At 54.1% G+C, this 17,002-nt stretch carries 19 protein-coding genes; 3 read left to right on the top strand and 16 right to left on the bottom strand.

The window, feature by feature from the left end; all coding sequences use genetic code 11:
• Positions 1-6: 6 nt before the first annotated feature.
• From flgL to flgB, 11 genes are read right to left on the bottom strand one after another with little or no spacing between them, the layout of a single operon-like run.
• Positions 7-921: a flagellar hook-associated protein FlgL gene (flgL, locus tag ABR39_RS14765; RefSeq protein WP_072059247.1), complete on the bottom strand. Its 915-nt coding sequence runs from the start codon at positions 919-921 to the stop codon at positions 7-9.
• A 20-nt stretch (positions 922-941) separates the two neighbouring features.
• Positions 942-2,309, bottom strand: a complete 1,368-nt coding sequence (flgK, locus tag ABR39_RS14760; protein ID WP_047347546.1) for a flagellar hook-associated protein FlgK — start codon at positions 2,307-2,309, stop codon at positions 942-944.
• A gap of 3 nt (positions 2,310-2,312) precedes the next feature.
• Entirely contained in the window at positions 2,313-2,702 is a 390-nt protein-coding gene (locus ABR39_RS14755) for a rod-binding protein (RefSeq protein ID WP_047347545.1), read from the bottom strand.
• Complete coding sequence (locus ABR39_RS14750; protein WP_047347544.1) at positions 2,702-3,793, bottom strand: flagellar basal body P-ring protein FlgI; 1,092 nt, start codon at positions 3,791-3,793, stop codon at positions 2,702-2,704. Before ABR39_RS14750 ends, ABR39_RS14755 begins: the two co-directional genes overlap by 1 nt.
• An 11-nt stretch (positions 3,794-3,804) precedes the next feature.
• The gene (gene flgH / locus ABR39_RS14745; RefSeq protein ID WP_047348164.1) at positions 3,805-4,470 is read right to left on the bottom strand and encodes a flagellar basal body L-ring protein FlgH; all 666 of its coding nucleotides are present in this window, start codon (positions 4,468-4,470) and stop codon (positions 3,805-3,807) included.
• 24 nt (positions 4,471-4,494) lie between these two features.
• Positions 4,495-5,280 carry a flagellar basal-body rod protein FlgG gene (gene flgG, locus ABR39_RS14740; protein WP_047347543.1) on the bottom strand — a complete coding sequence of 262 codons (786 nt, stop codon included), beginning with the start codon at positions 5,278-5,280 and terminating at the stop codon, positions 4,495-4,497.
• 20 nt (positions 5,281-5,300) lie between these two features.
• Entirely contained in the window at positions 5,301-6,032 is a 732-nt protein-coding gene (locus ABR39_RS14735; RefSeq protein ID WP_047347542.1) for a flagellar basal body rod protein FlgF, read from the bottom strand.
• Positions 6,033-6,035: 3 nt separating this feature from the next.
• A complete protein-coding gene (gene flgE / locus ABR39_RS14730; protein ID WP_047347541.1) occupies positions 6,036-7,238 on the bottom strand; it encodes a flagellar hook protein FlgE in 1,203 nt (400 codons plus the stop codon).
• Between the two features lie 34 nt (positions 7,239-7,272).
• Positions 7,273-7,953, bottom strand: coding sequence for a flagellar hook assembly protein FlgD (gene flgD / locus ABR39_RS14725; RefSeq protein ID WP_346417695.1), 681 nt, complete (start codon positions 7,951-7,953; stop codon positions 7,273-7,275).
• A gap of 2 nt (positions 7,954-7,955) precedes the next feature.
• On the bottom strand, positions 7,956-8,381 hold the full coding sequence (gene flgC, locus ABR39_RS14720) for a flagellar basal body rod protein FlgC (RefSeq protein ID WP_047347540.1): 426 nt from the start codon (positions 8,379-8,381) through the stop codon (positions 7,956-7,958).
• Positions 8,382-8,404: 23 nt separating this feature from the next.
• Positions 8,405-8,755, bottom strand: coding sequence for a flagellar basal body rod protein FlgB (flgB, locus tag ABR39_RS14715; protein WP_047347539.1), 351 nt, complete (start codon positions 8,753-8,755; stop codon positions 8,405-8,407).
• Between the two features lie 76 nt (positions 8,756-8,831).
• On the opposite strand from flgB, the gene flgA reads away from it, so the two are divergent.
• The 3 genes from flgA (at position 8,832) to flgN (ending at position 10,462) form a co-directional block, all read left to right on the top strand.
• Positions 8,832-9,617, top strand: a complete 786-nt coding sequence (gene flgA / locus ABR39_RS14710; protein WP_047347538.1) for a flagellar basal body P-ring formation chaperone FlgA — start codon at positions 8,832-8,834, stop codon at positions 9,615-9,617.
• A gap of 132 nt (positions 9,618-9,749) precedes the next feature.
• A complete protein-coding gene (flgM, locus tag ABR39_RS14705) occupies positions 9,750-10,022 on the top strand; it encodes a flagellar biosynthesis anti-sigma factor FlgM (protein ID WP_047347537.1) in 273 nt (90 codons plus the stop codon).
• A gap of 2 nt (positions 10,023-10,024) precedes the next feature.
• Positions 10,025-10,462 (top strand): flagellar protein FlgN, encoded by a 438-nt coding sequence (gene flgN, locus ABR39_RS14700; RefSeq protein ID WP_047347536.1) that lies wholly within the window; start codon positions 10,025-10,027, stop codon positions 10,460-10,462.
• A 61-nt stretch (positions 10,463-10,523) separates the two neighbouring features.
• On the opposite strand, the gene ABR39_RS14695 is transcribed toward flgN, so the two are convergent.
• The 5 genes from ABR39_RS14695 to ABR39_RS14675 are packed head-to-tail and all read right to left on the bottom strand — an operon-like array spanning position 10,524 to position 17,002.
• Complete coding sequence (locus ABR39_RS14695) at positions 10,524-11,300, bottom strand: hypothetical protein (protein WP_047347535.1); 777 nt, start codon at positions 11,298-11,300, stop codon at positions 10,524-10,526.
• Positions 11,297-12,688 carry a bifunctional cytidylyltransferase/SDR family oxidoreductase gene (locus tag ABR39_RS14690; protein WP_047347534.1) on the bottom strand — a complete coding sequence of 464 codons (1,392 nt, stop codon included), beginning with the start codon at positions 12,686-12,688 and terminating at the stop codon, positions 11,297-11,299. Before ABR39_RS14690 ends, ABR39_RS14695 begins: the two co-directional genes overlap by 4 nt.
• 48 nt (positions 12,689-12,736) lie before the next feature.
• Positions 12,737-14,563 (bottom strand): glycosyltransferase family 25 protein, encoded by a 1,827-nt coding sequence (locus ABR39_RS14685; protein ID WP_047347533.1) that lies wholly within the window; start codon positions 14,561-14,563, stop codon positions 12,737-12,739.
• 49 nt (positions 14,564-14,612) lie between these two features.
• Positions 14,613-15,554, bottom strand: a complete 942-nt coding sequence (locus ABR39_RS14680; protein WP_047347532.1) for a hypothetical protein — start codon at positions 15,552-15,554, stop codon at positions 14,613-14,615.
• A 26-nt stretch (positions 15,555-15,580) separates the two neighbouring features.
• Positions 15,581-17,002 carry a glycosyltransferase family 2 protein gene (locus ABR39_RS14675; protein ID WP_240477075.1) on the bottom strand — a complete coding sequence of 474 codons (1,422 nt, stop codon included), beginning with the start codon at positions 17,000-17,002 and terminating at the stop codon, positions 15,581-15,583.

The raw sequence follows: 17,002 nt of genomic DNA, 5'->3' as shown, positions 1-17,002 counted from the left end.
ATCAACTTACAACATACTGAAAAGATTAAGGTTGCTGACCATACTGTAGGCCTTATAGGAGATCTGAACCGACGTTTTAAACATATCCAGTTTTGTCGCGGACAATGCCGCAGGAACCTCATTAAGGTCGGACACTAACTGATCGTTCGACAGGCTGACGTCGCTATGCGCATCATTAATCAGCGTCAGGCGGTTCTGACGCCCACCGAGATCGGTAAGCGCTGCACCCAGGTTATCGCTGGTCGTCTGGGTCATGTCGATCATCGCCGTCAGGTCATCCTGGTAATCCGACAGACTGGCGTTCGGATCCTGCATCTTCTCGCTCAACGCTTTGAGCTTGTTCAGCATATCCAGATCGTTGCCCGAGCTGGAAAACGCCTGTGAGACATTCGTGTTTTCGGTAATACTCACGCCATTGGCTACCGTGGTTTCACGGGTCTTTTCATTGCCGCCAAACACGTACTGGCCGTTGCTGTCCAGGGTCACGGTTTTGCTGTCGGTCATGGTGCCGGAGAACAGGTAGCTGCCGTTCTCATTTTTACTGTTCATCGTCGCCACCAGCGAGTCCAGCATGGAGCCCAGCTCCGCGCCGTAGCCCGCCAGATCTTTCTGACTCAGGGAACTGTTATTCGCCAGCTTAAGCTTGTCGCTGACGGACAGTACCTGGTTGCTGAGAGCGGTAATATGGGATTCCTGCACGGACAGCGCACCGCTCAGGCGGGTGATATTGCTTTGATACTGCTTAATCGCCGACTGCTCGCGGCTGAGCTGTACCAGACGGCTGGCGGTCACCGGGTCGTCCGACGGTACGTTAACGCGCTTTTGCGTCGCCAGCTGTTCATGCAGCTTGCTCATCTGGTCGCTATTGATGCTCATCTGCGACATCATGGTGTTATAGAGATAAAGACTGCTTACTCGCATAGTAGATCCTGTGGTTGCGCTTAAAACATACTTAGCAGATCGCTAAACACCTGGTTGCCGGTGGAGATCACCTTCATGCTGGCCTGATATGCCTGCACGTACGTTTGCAGATTCATCGCCTCCTGATCCTGATTCACGCCACTCAGGCTATCGCGCTGCGTTTGCGCATCGTCTCTTACCGCGACGGCCGCTTCCATTTCCGTTTTGCTCTGCTTGCTGGCAATACCGATGGTCGAAATGATGGCCGCCGCCCCTTCGCTCAGGCTCATGTTGCCCATCCCCGGGATATCGGTTTTCTGGTTTTTCAGCTCAAGCAGGGCGTTAAGGTTATCGCCATTACCTGGCTCTTTCGGATCGCCGGACAGCGCCAGCTCGTCGGGTGACAGGTCGTTCACCTGCAGGATGCCAGCCGGGTTCGACGCGTCGAACGTAAACAGCGGTTTCCCCTGATTGCCGTTCAGATCGTAGCCCTTCGTCAGCTGCGTATTGAACATGTCCGCCATCGCCTGCGCCATGCCCTGCACGGAATCGCTCATCTGCTTCAACGTGCCGGTTTCATAGTCGTAGAGCGCCCCCAGCTGGCCGCCGGCAGACGGGTCCAGTGAAAACTCGCTGGTCGAAAATTTCAGCGTCAGCGTGGTATTGCCGCTGCTGTCCTTGCCGGTGCTCAGCGTACCCGCCGTCTTGCCGCTCACCAGCGGCTGGCCGTTACTTAACGAGACGGTATAGCCGCTGCTGTCGTCGGTGACTTTGACGTCGGCCATCGTGCTCAGCGCCTTCACCAGCTCGTCGCGCTGATCGCGCAACACGCTGCTGTTACCGCCGGTGGAATCCATCTCAACAATCTTCTTGTTGTAGTCAGCAATGCCGCTGCTCAGGGTGTTGATCTGATCGACCATTGCCCCACGCTGCGTGTTGATGGACTCTTTCTGGCTGGAGATAAAATTATTCATGCTGTTGAAGCGGGTCGACAGCGTCTTCGCCTGGTTCAACAGCTGCTGGCGCAGCGCCGGAGATTCCGGCTCCTGCGTCAGGGCGCTCAGGGCGCTGACAAAATCATCCAGACCCGTTCCGAGGCTCGTGGAGTCGGTGCCGATCACCTTCTCCAGGGAGCTGATGTACTCATTGCCCATGCTGAAGTAGCTGGCTTTGGTGTTGGTTTGCCATACCTGGTTGACCAGGTACTGGCTGGCAATGCGGCGGATACTGTTAACCTGTACGCCGTTACCCGGCGTCAGCCCGGCTTCGCCCATCGGGCCGATGGCGCTCTGAACAATTCCCTGACGGGAATAGCCCGACGTATTAACATTGGTCGCGTTCATCGACGTGACGAGCATCCCCATGTTGGCCGCCTGCAGTCCGCTATAGGCGATATCAAACATACTCATGGCTTACTCCTGTCCTTCGGTTCTGTGGAACGACGGCTTGTGGCGTTCCTGCGGTTGTCCATGTAAAGCGGCCGCTTGCGCCTCGTTCTTAAGCGGCGTCGTCACCTGCGGGGAAAGCTGGTTAACGATCATCTGCGCAATGCCGGTACTGCGCTGGGACGCCAGCTCCGAGGCCATTTTGTCATCATAGAAATCGCGCATCATGTGCTGCTGCTTGCTGTTGAACGGGTTATCTTCCCCCAGCACGTCGGAGGCTTTACGCATCTGCGACAGCATGGCGCGCAGCATCAGCGCCTCGAACTGCTCCGCGGCCTGCTCAAGATTTTGCGGCTTCGCCTGGCCGGTGATATCACCCGGCAGAATGGCGGTTTGTCGGTTGATCGCATTCAGCATTACATCACCACCAGCTCAGCATCCAGGGCGCCCGCCTCGTGCAGCGCCTGCAGAATCGCCATCGTGTCATCTGGGGCGGCGCCCAGGCTGTTAAGGGTATTCACGATGCTGCGCAGGCTGGTGCCGGCGGAGATCGTCACCATCTGTCCACGACCGCGATTGACGCTAACGTCGCTCTGCGGCGTGACCACCGTCTGCCCCCGGCCCAACGCGTTTGGCTGGCTGACGTTAGCGGATTCACGAATAGTCACCGTCAGGTTGCCGTGTGATACCGCCGCCGCGCGGACGATCACGCCATCGCCGATCACCACCGTACCGGTACGGGCGTTAAACACCACCCGCGGCGGCTGTTTCCCGGCGTTAATCTGCACATCTTCCAGCGATGACATAAACGCCACCCGCTCGCCTGCGCCCATCGGCGCGCGCACGGAAACGTTGGTGGCGCTCTGGGCGGTTGCGGTTCCCGCGCCAAACGCGTTGTTCAGCGCCACCGCCACGGCGTTGGCGGTTTTAAAGCTCGGCCGCTTGAGGTTCAGCATCACCATCGGCTCCTGCTGAAAATCGCTCGGAATTTCACGTTCCACCGAGCCACCGTTCGGCACGAGACCCACCGTCGGCGTGTTGATGGTGACGCTGGAGCCGCTATTGCCCTGCGCCTTCACGCCGCCCACCACCACGTTACCCTGCGCCAGGGCGTAAACTTCGCCGTCGGCACCCCGCAGCTGGGTCATCAGCAACGTCCCGCCGCGCAGGCTTTTGGCATCGCCAATGGACGAGACGGTAACGTCAATACTTTGCCCGAGCGAGTAGCCCGGCGGCAGCGTCGCGCTAATGGCAACGGCCGCCACGTTCTTCACCTTCGGATCGATTTTGGTCGGCAGCTGGACCCCAAACTGGCGCAGCATATTGGTGACCGACTGGCTGGTGAACTTCACCTGGTTTTTGTCCCCGGTACCGTCCAGCCCCACCACCAGGCTGTAGCCGATCAGCTGGTTACCACGCACGCCCTGAATATCCACCAAATCGCGCAGCGGCTGCGCGGCGGCCCCAATGCTGTACAGGCTCAGGAGCAATAAAATTCGTTTAAACACGCGCAACTCCGTCAGATAGGGAACAGGGGATGGTTAAAGAAGCGCACCAGCCAGCCGGCCGCATTCGCATCGCTGAGCGCGCCGCGTCCGGCGTAGGAGATACGCGCGTTGGCGATACGCTGTGATGAGACGGAGTTATCGCGTTCAATATCGTCGGCCCGCACCAGCCCGGTCACCCGCATGTACTCGTCGCCCTGGTTGAGGGTGAGCCATTTTTCACCGCGAATGGCCAGCACGCCGTTAGGCAGCACTTTGTACACCGCCACCGTGATCGCCCCGCGCAGGCTGTTTTGCTGCTGCGACGTGGCGTTGCCGTTGAAGTTGCGGCTGCCGTCAACCGACCCTGACAGCTTATCGACCGAGTGGCCAAAGGCCTCCGGGATGCCGAGAGACACGTCGTTCTTCTTGCCGAAGTTGGTGCGCGCCTGCTTGCTCGCCTGGGTGGATTCGTCCAGCTTAACGGTCAGGATGTCGCCAACGCGATAGGCGCGGCGATCCTGAATAAGCGACCAGTTATAGCCGCTGTTATAGACGCCACCGCCGCGGACGTGCGTCTCCGGCATGGCGAAATCTTCCGGCGGCGCGTACGCCGCATCGTCTTTGTGCACCAGCAGTGCCGGGCTTTCGCAGCCCGACAGCACCAGCGCCAGTAAACCGATCGCTACCTGCTTTTTCATCTCTTTCACTTTACGGCTCTGCCGTTACATCGACTGCGTAACAAACTTCAGCATGTCGTCTGCGGCAGAAACCATCTTGGCGTTCATTTCATAGGCGCGCTGCACGGTGATCATGTCGACCATCTCCTCAACGACCTGTACGTTAGAGCCTTCCAGCGATCCCTGCTCCAGCTGACCAAAGGCCTCTTCACCGGGTACGCCTTCCACCGCCTGCCCGCTGGCGGCCGTTTCACGGTAGAGGTTGCCGCCGATAGCTTCGAGACCGGCCGGATTCACAAAATTCACCAGCGTCAGCTGGCCCAGCTCAACCGGATCGGTTTCCCCCGCCACCGTGGCGGTGATGGTGCCGTCTTTGCCTATCTGGAGATCCTTCACGTTATCCGGCAATTCGATTTGCGGAACCAGCGGCAGGCCCTGCGCGTTGGTCAGTACGCCGTCAGGCGATTTTTGCAGGTTACCGGCGCGGGTATAGGCGATATCGCCATTGGCCGTCTCCACCTGGAAAAAGCCCTGCCCGGTAATCGCCACATCCAGCGTCTGCCCGGTGTTCTGGATGTTGCCAACGGTGAACTCTTTCTGGGTTCCCACGATCTTGACGCCGGTCCCGAACTGAATGCCGGTCGGAGAGGTATTTTCCTGGTCAAGCTGGCCGCCCGGCGTGCGCTGATTCTGGTAAAACAGATCGGCGAACATGGCGCGATCGCGTTTAAAACCGGTGGTATTGACGTTCGCCAGGTTGTTGGAGATGGCGGTCATTTTGGCGTCCTGCGCCGCTAGCCCAGTTTTACTGATCCATAAAGCGGGATTCATCTGTATTCCTCAAAGTGTTGTCAGGTGCCGCGAATCAGGCGGTTACCGGCGTTCGCGAGATCTTCTGCCGCTTTCATCATCTTGATCTGCGCTTCAAACTGGCGGTTGAGCGCGATGCTGGAGACCATCTCGCTGATGGCCGACACGTTAGCGGATTCAAGATGCCCGGCGGCCACCGTCACCTCTTCATCGCGCGGGTTAAACGCCGCGTTGGTGACCAGAAAACCGGCCTCGTTTTTGCTCAGCTCGCTGGCCGGAATATTCACCAGCTTCACGCGGTCAATATCCATCGGCGCGGCGATATCCCCATCCTCCGGCATGATGGTGATCACCCCGTCCTCACCGATAGAAACGGAGGAGTAAGGTGGCAGCACGATCGGCCCGTTATCGCCTTCCAGCGGCAGGCCGTTCACCGACAGCTCGCCGTCGGCGTTGATGTCAATTTGCCCGTTGCGGGTATAGACCTCGCGGGTGCCGCTGCGCAGCGCGATGAGGCCGTCACCCTTCACGGCAATATCCAGATCGCGTCCGGTTTCACGCATCGCCCCCGGCGTCATATCGACGCCGCCCTGCGTGGGCTGCACCAGATAACGCGAGGCATATCCCTCGCCGTTAATCTGCTGCGTGAGCGCGTTGTCGAGATCGCTGCGAAACCCCTGGGTGTTCACGTTCGCCAGGTTATTCGCGTGGATTTCCTGCTGGGTCAGGCTGCGCGACGCGCCGCTGACGGCGGTGAAAAGTAGACGATCCATCGATTACACCGCCTGGAAGAGCGAATTCATCATGTTGTCGTTGGTGCTGATCACCTTGGTATTCGCCTGGTAGTTACGCTGCATGGTCATCAGCCCGACCAGTTCGGAGGTCAGATCCACGTTTGACGATTCCACCGCCCCGGAAACGACCGCTCCCAGCAGGCCTGCGCCCGGTGTACCGGTCAGCGGCGCGCCGGAGCTGGCGGTTTGTGCCCAGGTGGTGCCGTCCTGCGCGGCCAGGCCGTTCGGGTTGGCGAAGTTCGCCAGCACCAGCTGTCCCTGCAGCAGGCGTTCGCCGTTGGAGAAGGTGGCATACACGCAGCCGTCCTGATCGATAGCCTGGCCGGTGCGCTCACCGGAGGCATAGCCGTCGCCTTTGTTTTTGCTGACGGAGAAGTCGGAACCGTACTGGCTGGTGCCGCTGTAGGTCATGTCGATGGTGATAGGATCCGCGCCCGCAATGTCTGCCGTCAGCCCCACCGCCCCGCTTGGGTCAGTCAGCACGCCCTGGCTATTGAAGGTCAGCTTCTGTACCTGCTCTGCGCCGCCGCTGGTCACCGGCGCGTCGTCCATGTAGTAGTGGACTTCCCAGGCATTCTCGCCCGTTTTGACGAAGTACTGATTCAGGGTATGTTCGCGGCCCAGCGAGTCATAAACCTGCGTAGTGTAGGAGTTGTTGTAGGTGGTGTTGTCCTTCGGATCAAACGGTGTAGTTGCCGGCACTTCTGCACGCGCATCCATGTTGGCCGCGAAACTGATGCTCTCTGTCGCTTTCGCCGGAATAGAGCCGCTGCTGATAGTCAGGTTACCGATGGTACCGACCTGGAGCGTACCGCTGGCATCAACGGGATAGCCCTGAAGATACATCCCTTTGTTGTTCACCAGGTGGCCACTGCTGTCGGTCCCGAAGTAGCCCGCGCGGGTATAAGCTGTCGTGCCCGCGCTGTCGCGAACCATAAAGAAGCCATTGCCGTTGATCGCCAGATCCAGCGCGTTGCCGGTGGAAGTAATACTTCCCCCTTTGGTTATGCTCTGGGTCACGGCAGCGACGCCCACCCCCAACGGCTGGCTTTCGGCGTACAGCGCGGAAAATTCCGCACGACCCGATTTAAACCCCACGGTACCGGAGTTCGCTATGTTGTTAGAGATGGCATTCAGCTGCTCGGTAATGGCATTCAGGCCGGTAGTTGCAATACTAAAGCTCATAATCGTTCCTGTTTAATTGATTCCCTGATTCACTTCAGGCTTTGTTCTTAGAGGCAGTGCCAAACTGGCTAATGTTGTTGTAGGCGACCTCGCCAAGACCGTCGATATTCAGCACGGTCGGGCTGCCATCGAGCGGGATACGCACGTTGTTGACTACCCCACCCATTTCGAGCGGCACCTTCTCTTCACCGGTGTCGGTCACCACGCTCAGGGTGTATTTACCTTCGCTCAGCCCCAGCTCTTTTGGATTGAAGGTGAAGTCCACCTGACCCGCTTCCTGCTTGCCCAGCTCGATTTTATGTTCAACGCCAGCGGCATCTTTCACGACCACGGTGACCACGCCAGCGGCATGTTCCAGCGTAAGGCGCCCGTCCAGCGTGCTTTCGCCATCGCTGTTCACCGAGTCGGTCTGCACCATGACGTGCTGTCCAACCAGATTGCCGGTGGTGAGCGTTTGCAGGTTGTCCATCAGCACGGAGTTATTCGCCATCAGCTGCGACATCGTCTCCATTGACTGTACCTGGGTCAGCTGCGCCAGCTGGCTGACGTACTCGGTGCCGTCGGTGGGGTTGAGCGGGTCCTGGTTCTGGATCTGCGCGACCAGCAGCTGCATAAACATGGTGTTCATGCCGGAGGCGCTGCTGTTGCTGGCAATGCCGTCCGTCGTGCTGCCGGAACGGCTTTTAGCGGACGCGTTGTCTACGTTCATATCCATGCTTATGCTTCTCCAAGTCGCAGCAGGCTTTGCTGCATGCTTTTCACACTGTTAAGGACATCGACGTTGGTTTCAAAACCGCGCGATGCCGACATCATGTCCGCCATCTCTTCCACCACGTTGACGTCCGGGTAGTAGACGTAGCCGTCGGTGTTGGCCATCGGGTTGTGCGGTTCGTAACGCTGCACCGCATTACCGGTTTCCACGACATCCATCACCTGCACGCGGGCACCGGTTAACGCCTGGTGATTCATTAACTCGTCATTCTTATAAACCGCCGCAAACACCGGGCGACGCGCCTTATAGGTGCCGTCTTCGGTAGCAGAAGCGGTTTCTGCGTTGGCGAGATTACTGGCGATGGTGTTAAGACGAACGGTTTGCGCCGTCATCGCCGATCCCGATACGCGATAAATATCCGAAAAAGCCATATTTCGTGGTTACCTGCGTTGGATTACTTCCCGTCAATGGCCTTCTTGAGGCCAGTGAACTTCATGTTTAAAAATGCCAGGCTCATCTGATAGTCCTGAGTGTTCTTCGCAAACTCGGCCTGCTCGACGTTCAGCGAAACGGTATTGCCGTCCGACGCCGGTTGATAAGGCACCCGATACATCTCCTGCGGGGTCGACTGAAAGGAAAAACTCGACCGTGAGCGTTGCATCTCGGAGGCAAAATCAATATCTTTAGCCTGGAAGTTGGGGGTATCAACGTTCGCCAGATTGGCTGAAAGCAACTCTGCTCGGGAAAGTCGAAGTGCTACAGCCTGTGGATGAACGCCCAATGCTTTGTCAAAAGTAATACTCACAATTCACACCCTCGTGATGCTAAAACCTGCATGCTCTGCGATTTAATAGCAATTTCCATGCCAAGGTTTTAATTACATGATTTATAATGCTTTTCGTCTTTTTTTTAGCCTCAGGGTGAAACGGTATTTCCGCTTCCTCGTGGCGCTTTCCCTGCTGTCGTTTTCTGGCCTTGCCGCAGCCGAGGGCGTTCAACCCGTCAGCGCACGCAAGCAGATTTTTGCCACCGTCCAGCAGCACGCGACGGACATCATTCGCCAGGAAGCCAAACGCCGTCGGTGGCCTGACTACCAGGCGAAGATGAATCTGTTTATCCCTTCAGAAGCCACGCAGTACGCCGCATGCCCGGCAAAACTGGCCGTCTCTCTGCCTGCCGGCGACCGCCTTGACATCAACCGCCTGCGCTTTGACGTACGCTGTGAGGGGGCCGGCGGCTGGGATATTCCCGTTACCGTGAAGCCGGATATTTATCTGCCGGTGCTCGTGGCTAAAAGCCCGCTCGAACGCGGCCAGGTGGTCAACGCCGACAGCATCACGATCAAAAAGCTCAACATCAGCAGCCTTCGCGGGGAGTATGTGACCGAGCCGAACGACGTCATCGGCATGACCGCCAAACGCCGCATCCGTGACCGACAGCCGATTACGCTTTCGCAGCTGGAATCACCGCTGCTGGTTGAGCGCGGCCAGCGCGTGCTGATGATCGCCGCGCAAAACGGCGTGGAGGCCCGGACGATGGGCGAGGCCATGAAGAAGGGGCGCAAAGGCGAAATCATTAAGGTAAAAAATGAGGCCAGCGGACGCGTGGTAAGCGCCATTGTGTCGGACAGTGGCGTGGTGACGATGGTGTATGCCAGCGGCAGGTAAAAATCTTGCCGCCACGTTTAAGTTCCCCGTCTGCCTGGCCGCTCTTTACAGACAACGGCACAGGAAGCAGGACTTCCGCAGGGTAAGGTTCATACACAACCTGGCCCACACTATGAGCATGAGGGCGAAGCGATGAAAGTAGCAGCAACACAGTACAACCTGGCCACCGCGATCAATAACGCCAGCAGTGCAGAACAGACGCGCACCGTGGCGCAGGAAGGGTCCCGCGTGACGCGCAGCGCCGCCATCGATCCGGTACTGGGTGACGCACAAAAACAGCTAAACGCGCTGCCTGACGTGGACATGGCGCGTGTCGCCGAAATGAAAGACGCCATCAGCAGCGGCAAAATCAGCATCAATATTGATTCGCTGGCCGATGCAATGCAGAAGTATTTCCAGAGGTAATTATGACTAACGCCGCCCAGCGCGTTAAAACCCTGATTCAGGATATGGCTGAAGACCGTAAGCACTACCATGCCCTGACCGCCCTGCTTGAAACACAGCGCCGCCATATTGTCGCCCACGATGCTGCGGCGCTGGACACGCTCAACGCAGAGCTTATGGCGCTGTACCAGCAGCTCTCAAAAAATAGCCAGCAGCGCCACATGCTGCTGAACGAACTGGGTATCAGTCCGAATGCCGAAGGCATGAAGCTGCTGATCGCCCGTCTGCCCGCCGCCCACCGGTCAACCGTGTCGGCCCTCTGGTATGGACTCCAGCAGCAGGCCACCGCCTGCCAGCGCGCCAACGACTACAACGGTGCGCTGATGAGTATGCAGCAGGAGATCATGGGCAATTTGCTGAACAGCAGCGCGCCGGAGAATTGGTTGTATCAGGAGGGGTAAGACTGGTCGCTATCTGAGCTTACTGGCGAGCAAATGCGAGTGGCTCAGTAAATCCTTCACGCTACGCCGCCCAATCACCACCATTATGAATCATTCCCCAATGGGGAGTTATTCCATGCTCAAATTGATAGATAAGCGACAATATAACTTTTATATTATAGTTAGCTACCTGATTATGTTCAGCAATGAACCTGGATTTACTGACAATTAAATTAAAGTGCTTAAACCTGGAAAAAAGATCCAGATTTGGCAATATTTCTTGTGTGTATTGATAATCGGCTGGAGAAGTAAACAAATATATATGCTGGTTTGTTTTATTTACACTCCCAATCGTCTCAGCCATTTTTCTGTTAAGTAATTTTATTTTAGCCTCATTTATTTCACCCATCATCATTTTTCCCACATGCTCCCACGGCGTATCCTGAGCAACATAGCTTCCGATATAAAACTGTGGAACGACAGAAATAACATGATCCAGATTATGTTTGATACCATAATACAATGCCATACTGCCGCCTTTAGAAGCACCAAGGATAGATGTTTTGGCTGTCTTAAGAAATGCAATAACTCCGGTAATCAGTTGACTAACATTTTCTTCAATTTCGAATGACATTTTATTGCATAAGTAATACGCCGGAAGGCCATCAAAATCGTCTTTAATCCACAGGATATGGGAATCACAATAGAGTAAAACCTGACTAAAATCATAGGCTGTCGGATCGGGTAAATTGAAGCCAGACATCACAATCAGCAGATGGTTACAATCCCGGCTGGCTGTCTTGAAACGATAATGTATCGGATATTTACTTTCAGATTTAAAGACACGTTCCTCAATCATTGCAATCCGAAGCCCTTAAAATTCTCTTTCCTGATATCGATAACGATTCCTGTGCTGTGCATTCCAAGCGCCGCTAAACTTTTGAGAGCAACCTCCCCCGGCGTCAGCAACGTTTCTGGCGGTTCAGCACCAAAATTAGTGACGCGCATTGGCGTCGCGGTTCGCTCTGGGTTGATGCAATTGACCCGGATGTTGTCCTGAGACCACTCTTCTGACAGGGCTTGTGTTAAGTTAACCACTGCGGCTTTTGAAGAGGAATACAGGGAATAGTAGGCGCGACCACGAGTATAGGAGCTAGATGAGAAGTTTAATAACATGCCATGTTGACGTGCCAGAGTCGGTTTAGCGGCCCGCGCTACATTAATAACACCAAGATAATTAATATTTATGAGCGCTGAAACTTCCGATGACGTCAAACAATCAAGCGGCTTTTTAATCAACATCCCCGTCGTATTAATGACATAATCTATATCACCATGCTGCGTGATAATATTATTCAAGTAATTCTGAACACAATTGAAATCAGTGACATCGATATCATTGCAGGAACGACTGGCAACATAAACATGAGCACCGCATAAGGTCGCTAAGCTTGCCATCTCCCGACCAATACCGCTTGATCCACCAAAAATGACTATGTTTTTGTTACGTAAAAAACGAAGCTCAGCGGGATTTTTCACCGACGGATGGCTTCTTTCCTGTAGCAGCTTCTCTGCCAGGAATAGATCTATGGGATGTGTAATTTTGATATTATGCTCATGGCCATCAACCGTAATAACACGGATCTCGGGTAACATACTACGTAGCACACTGCAATCACAGGTAAACGCGACCCTACCCAGCGTTAAGGCTTTATCGTACGCCTGTCGTATTGTTGCCAGTTTGAATGCCTGCGGTGTCTGACCACGCCGCATCATCGACCGGTTAGGGATATTTTCAATACAGCCATTATCCTGTATTTCTACTAAAGTATCAGCTGATGGAATGACCACATCAACCGCATCAAAACTGTTTAACGCTTCCAGACATTTTTCAATAATACTTTCATCAACAAGAGGCCTTACTGCATCATGGAATAAAATTTTACATTCGCCACTGTAGCCTGTAAGCGCCTGTAGTGCTGAGTACGAAGAATAAAAACGCTCATCTCCGCCATGTACAACTTTACTGATTTTCTGCCAACCATTCTTTTTTACTAAATCCCAGATGACATTGCAGTAATCTCCCTGAGAAACAACAATCACTTCATCAACTCCTGAAGATTTCTCAAAGACATCAATGGTATATTCTATAATCGCTCTACCAGCCAGCTTAGCAAACTGCTTCGGCTGAGGCAGACCAAAGCGCATACCCACCCCTCCGGAGAGAATAACGGCAATATTTTTCATCTAATACAACCTATCTTTTCTGCTCTATTTACATCATTGCGTAGATACTTATGCATTTGTATGGCCACGTAATGCGTCATAAATGATATTGGCAATCTTATCGCCTGCGGTGGTTTTATCATCAATAAAAAGTTCTTCCTGCAATACTTTTTCGCGCAAAGGCTTACGCTCATCTATATTGTTGACGACATTATTCACGAATTTATGAATATCTTCTTCTTGCCACGCGACGTCATAAGAGGAATAGATAAAATCTGCCGTCCTGTTTAATCCATGACACGTTTCATGTGTAAGATAAAGTATCGGTTTTTTAGACGGAAGATATTCCAGTAAAAAAGAACCTGCATCAGCGATAAGCGCATCCGATCTTGAGAATGAATTCTGATAATTTGCATCGAAATCCCACTCAACATTATTACGCAACGCTGAAGCAGAGACTAAACGCTCATAATTATCCTGTGCTACCTGGCTTGCACTGTTGATCCATTGCCTGAACAAAGGGTGTGGTCTGATAATTAAATAGATATCATCGCGCATCATTAGTTTAATAAAGGCATCACAATAGTGGTTAAAGGTGGTGTACATTTTAACCTCACCGGGCAACACAAAATGTGTTGTCCAGAGTAACGTTGTGACACCTTTCTCTTTTTCCAGCTTTTTATTATACCTTTCTTCATAATAATCAAACTTAGGATGACCAGTAACATATACATGATCATTACCAGCCTGACACTGGATTGCAAACTCATCTTTATGCCGCTGCGATCGGGCGAATATCCAGGTAGCTATATTCTGACATAATAAATTATACTGGTAGATCATACTTTCTTCACCTATGCCTGTATCCAGAGCATAGGGAATGTAAGCGATTTTAACACCACGCTGGAACAAATAATCGCTTCGAAAAACGTCTGGCCTTGCATCGTCATAGGGATTTTGCAAAAAGACGACATCTGGCCTGCGTATTTCCAGAGAATAATCCTCAAATCCGATATATTCTATTCCTTTGTCTTTTAGAATCGCCCTCTGTATATCACCGTTGATATCTGTAGCCTGCCAGTTCAAATAGGGTACAACAACAACCTGACAGTCAAACGCCGGATTATTAAGCATGGCATGGATTACAGACTCAAAATTAGTCCAGCCTGGTGGCCATTGGAAATAAAAATCAACTTTTATTTTACCCGTGGTCGATGGAATAAATCTCTCAGGGAGAGTGATCTGCTGTAAACTTTTATTAAACAGATGTCGATAATCAACGTCCTTGCCCTCGATATCGCTTCTGTCAGGAAGTTGATAACCACTATTAGGGAAAATGCCCAGCCATACATCCTCTGCCATGCAGAGATGCCAGTTAACATCCAGGGCGTATTGTTGTTGACTTCCGCCCTGTAAAAGAGACAGAACCCCGGCACGGTAATTATGAATCAACTTATTATAATAAGAACCGTCAACCATATAGGCACATGCACACCAGGCCTTGTCGACTTTGATAATGTAATCAACGCTTTTAAGGGTCGTGACCTGCTGGTAATTAGCCGCAAGCAAAGCCACATCCCATCTGGTTTGTCGTAAAGTGTCAAAATAACGGTTTAAATTTTTATAGTTATCTTCCGTTTCATTGAATGAAAAATCATCTTCCAGAATAAGTACTCTCTTCCACTCATTTTGCTGCGCCATTTCTAAGGCGGCAATATGCGAAAGCGAACAACCAATGAACCCTGGATTATGTTCAACTGCCTCCAGGCGTATGATCTTATCTTTCTCGAAGCCCAGTTTTTTAAGATGCCTTAAAATGCGTACCCGTCGATCCTTACGTTTAGCAAGGTTGATAAAAATAACTTTATCAATAATGTCCCAGTTAACTCTTGTCATCTTTTTAACGTTTTGTTTTCGTGATCGGATAGAGAGTGAAAAATACCGCCTACAACAGCGACAGCCCGCACAGCAGGCTGTAATCCGCCGTATTGCCTTCGTCGGCGACAAAAGGATTCTCCTGCTGCCAGCCGCGCAGCGCGCTAATCAGCAGCGCCACGTCGTCCTGGGTTAACGCGCCCTGCTCGCTGCGCATGGCGCACAGCATTTTGATGTGGAAGAACTGCCGCGCCAGCCCCAGCAGCGCTTCGCCACAGTTGGTACAGTTCACGCCAGGGAAAACATCGTTATACAACGTATAAATCAACATATTGCGCAGGATATAGGGATGCTCATGCAGCAGCGCGATACTCGCCCACTCGGCTTCCAGCGTCTGCAGACGCTCCGCGAGGCGCGCAGGCTGCATGATCGACAGCTCGCTCAGCTTGAGCGCCATCCCCATCTTCTCCACCATTGGCAGGTTCAGGTTGAGGCGCATCGTGCCCATCGCGTTCAGCGCAGCCGTGCGGTTCACGGCAATCGGCGGCAGCATCGCGAACTGCTGCGTTAATACGCCCTGTTCCGCAAGCGTAGCCAGCTGCTCTCCCATGCTCACCAGCTGCGCCGGGTCGCTGTCGCCGTTATCCAGATACTGCTGGGCTTTACTGAGCAGCACGCCAATGCCGTACAGGCTCGCTTCCAGCGTCAGCGCCGGGTGTATGGCGAGGTTAACGCACTGCTGATTGAGCGCCGCGCTCCAGGGAGAGAGCATCTCTTCACTCTGCGATTCCCGCTGAGCGGTATGCAAAACAAACGCGTCCGGACTGAACAGCATCTCGCTGGCCGCCGTTGCACAGCCGATATCCAGACTCTCTCGCTGCTGGTTTTTCAGCTTCACGCTGATATGCGGCCAGCCCTCGCCGCCGCGCTGGCAGGCCGGACATTCGCATGCGGCTTCCCGCGCGTCAAAACGCGACACAAATTCAGGTAAGTAGTGTTCAATCAGTTCCATGTTCGTTCTCTTTTGGCAGTCGCGGGTTAACGGTGTTTACGGAAGAACCAGTGCGTGCAGTCGACAGGCTCGCCGCTTTTGGGATCGGGGTAATGCTGCAGAAAGGCAAAGCTCGGGCTGAAGCCCAGCCACAGCGCGTTTCTGCTCATTAGCGCAGCCCAGCAGCGGTCGAGGCTGACCTGCTGTTCCGTCGCCTGGCGATAGGCATCCAGCAGCGCATCGTAGTAGCTGGCATTTACCGCATAGGCGCACGCGCAGCCCGCATTAAAGATTCGTGCCACTCCCGGCAATGACTGGGTTGGCGTGAAGTTTTCGTAACGGCCTCCCAGCAGCAGCATCTGCCAGTCCACCTGGTCGAGTCCGTTGAGCAGTTTGTTGACGTTGTGGATCGCGTTCTCTTTTCTGACAAAGCGCAGCTCCGCGTCCAGCAGCACGACGTTTTTCCAGCCCTGCTGCTTTGCATGGGAAATCACCTGGGTATGGGTTGCCCGCTCGGCGGCCTCTGCCGTTTCTGCCTGGGCTTTTGCCACCGGCCAGAGCTGTCCCGCCTCTGCGCCCAGCGCCAGCAGGGCTTCACGGCACGCCGGAAGCGGGTCTTCCTGCTGCGGGTCATACAGAACGGCGATTTTCTCAAACGCCGACCAGTTGACCCGGGTCGCGAGCGGCGCGGTGCTCAGGCGACGGTAATGGGCCAGCAGGTTGGGGTCGCTGACAAAATCTTCCAGCGTCAGATCGACCGGCGTTGAGCTGTCCAGAATGAAGTCTTTATCGTAGGTATTGCTGCTGTGCGAGATGCAGAGGATGGTTCGCTTCGGGTCAATCTGCTGCACCGGCGTAGTAAAGTTATTCAGGAAGCCCACCTCCTCCGCCTTCATCGCCTCATCGTCATAGCGATGGTTTTTCAGCAGGTTACGGTGATAGCCAAAGGTGCCGTTGAGCGCGTGACGGGCCCCGAAAGGGTGGGTCAGATAGATTTTATCCAGATGGCTGTACCAGATATAAATCTGGTCGCTGCCGGAAAACAGCGCGCGGTGGGTCTGCATCTGCGCCACCTGATGCGAAATCTTATCCGGCGCGTAATAGTCATCGTCATCGAAGCAGATAATGTACTCCCCCGTCGCCAGCGCGTTGAGCCGGTTACGCTTATTGCCCAGCGTCAGCCGCTCCGGGCTGTGGATATACCGCACGTTCGGCTGCGACGGGTCGCTCATCATCTCAATGAGATCGGCATTGCTGGTGGGCGAGTCGTCGAGAATAATCAGCTCGCGCCTGTCCGCCGGGTAGTCCTGGTACTGCCAGATATAGAGCAGATAGGGCAAAAACTCCCGGCGGTTGTAGGTCGGGCAGATGACGCTGACAAACGGCGTCGGCAGCGGCTGCGCGCGTTTCTGGCGCACCAGCAGGGCGGACATCAGGGAGGATGTAGTGTTTTTATGTGTGGTCGTCAT

The organism is Enterobacter genomosp. O (assembly GCF_001022965.1).
GTDB lineage: Bacteria > Pseudomonadota > Gammaproteobacteria > Enterobacterales > Enterobacteriaceae > Enterobacter > Enterobacter cloacae_L.
This window is presented reverse-complemented; position numbering and strand designations above follow the sequence as displayed.